This is a genomic window from Alkalihalobacterium sp. APHAB7, assembly GCF_048323755.1.
Lineage (GTDB): Bacteria > Bacillota > Bacilli > Bacillales > Bacillaceae_F > Alkalihalobacterium.
Genome location: NZ_JBLWFS010000068.1, coordinates 1 through 1,219, shown reverse-complemented (window position 1 = coordinate 1,219; position 1,219 = coordinate 1). Strand labels below are relative to the sequence as shown.

General features: G+C 49.9%; 9 tRNA genes and 2 rRNA genes. All 11 read left to right on the top strand.

The window, feature by feature from the left end:
* The first annotated feature begins 11 nt into the window (after positions 1 to 11).
* Positions 12 to 127 (top strand): 5S ribosomal RNA (gene rrf, locus ACNSTQ_RS23065).
* A gap of 8 nt (positions 128 to 135) precedes the next feature.
* Positions 136 to 211: transfer RNA gene (locus ACNSTQ_RS23060), tRNA-Val, on the top strand.
* A 5-nt stretch (positions 212 to 216) separates the two neighbouring features.
* A tRNA-Thr gene (locus ACNSTQ_RS23055) sits at positions 217 to 292 on the top strand.
* Between the two features lie 18 nt (positions 293 to 310).
* Positions 311 to 386, top strand: a tRNA-Lys gene (locus tag ACNSTQ_RS23050).
* A 10-nt stretch (positions 387 to 396) separates the two neighbouring features.
* Positions 397 to 480: transfer RNA gene (locus tag ACNSTQ_RS23045), tRNA-Leu, on the top strand.
* An 8-nt stretch (positions 481 to 488) separates the two neighbouring features.
* A tRNA-Gly gene (locus ACNSTQ_RS23040) sits at positions 489 to 563 on the top strand.
* Positions 564 to 580: 17 nt separating this feature from the next.
* Positions 581 to 669 (top strand) — tRNA-Leu (locus tag ACNSTQ_RS23035).
* Positions 670 to 673: 4 nt separating this feature from the next.
* A tRNA-Arg gene (locus ACNSTQ_RS23030) sits at positions 674 to 750 on the top strand.
* Positions 751 to 758: 8 nt separating this feature from the next.
* Positions 759 to 835 (top strand) — tRNA-Pro (locus ACNSTQ_RS23025).
* A gap of 12 nt (positions 836 to 847) precedes the next feature.
* Positions 848 to 923, top strand: a tRNA-Ala gene (locus ACNSTQ_RS23020).
* 187 nt (positions 924 to 1,110) lie between these two features.
* Positions 1,111 to 1,219: ribosomal RNA gene (locus tag ACNSTQ_RS23015) — 16S ribosomal RNA — on the top strand; the annotation flags it as partial.

The following is a 1,219-nucleotide window of genomic DNA, read 5'->3' as shown; positions in this document are numbered from 1 at the left end:
AATCCGTAATGTCTAGTGGCGATAGCGAAGAGGTCACACCCGTTCCCATGCCGAACACGGAAGTTAAGCTCTTCAGCGCCGATGGTAGTTGGGGGCTTCCCCCTGTGAGAGTAGGACGTCGCTAGGCGTAATAATGGAGGATTAGCTCAGCTGGGAGAGCACCTGCCTTACAAGCAGGGGGTCGGCGGTTCGAGCCCGTCATCCTCCACCATTTTAGCCGGTGTAGCTCAATTGGTAGAGCAACTGACTTGTAATCAGTAGGTTGGGGGTTCAAGTCCTCTCGCCGGCACCATTTTTAAACAGTTTGTTAGAGCCATTAGCTCAGTTGGTAGAGCATCTGACTTTTAATCAGAGGGTCGAAGGTTCGAGTCCTTCATGGCTCACCATTTTAATATTGCGGGTGTGGCGGAATTGGCAGACGCGCTAGACTTAGGATCTAGTGTCTTTGACGTGGGGGTTCGAGTCCCTTCACCCGCACCAATTTTAGTGCGGAAGTAGTTCAGTGGTAGAACATCACCTTGCCAAGGTGAGGGTCGCGGGTTCGAGTCCCGTCTTCCGCTCCAAGTAAATAGTCTGCATTGCCGGGGTGGTGGAATTGGCAGACACACAGGACTTAAAATCCTGCGGTAGGTGACTACCGTGCCGGTTCAAGTCCGGCCCTCGGCACCATAATGCGCCCTTAGCTCAGCTGGATAGAGTGTTTGACTACGAATCAAAAGGTCGGGAGTTCGAATCTCTCAGGGCGCGCCATCTTAATACGGGAAGTGGCTCAGCTTGGTAGAGCACCTGGTTTGGGACCAGGGGGTCGCAGGTTCAAATCCTGTCTTCCCGACCAATTTATTTTATTGGGGCCTTAGCTCAGCTGGGAGAGCGCCTGCCTTGCACGCAGGAGGTCAGCGGTTCGATCCCGCTAGGCTCCACCAAAAAATATTTGTTAAGAAGGTTGACATCTTCATCAGTGTTTGTTAATATAGAGAAGTCGCTTTTAAGACATTTATAAAAGTTCTTTGAAAACTGAACAAAAAGCCAAGCGAAATAAATGAGATACATGATATCTCGTCAATGTTTTAAAAAACGTCACGTTTGTGACAATGAGCTATATCAAACACTTTTATGGAGAGTTTGATCCTGGCTCAGGACGAACGCTGGCGGCGTGCCTAATACATGCAAGTCGAGCGGACTTCATAAGAGCTTGCTCTTATGAAGTTAGCGGCGGACG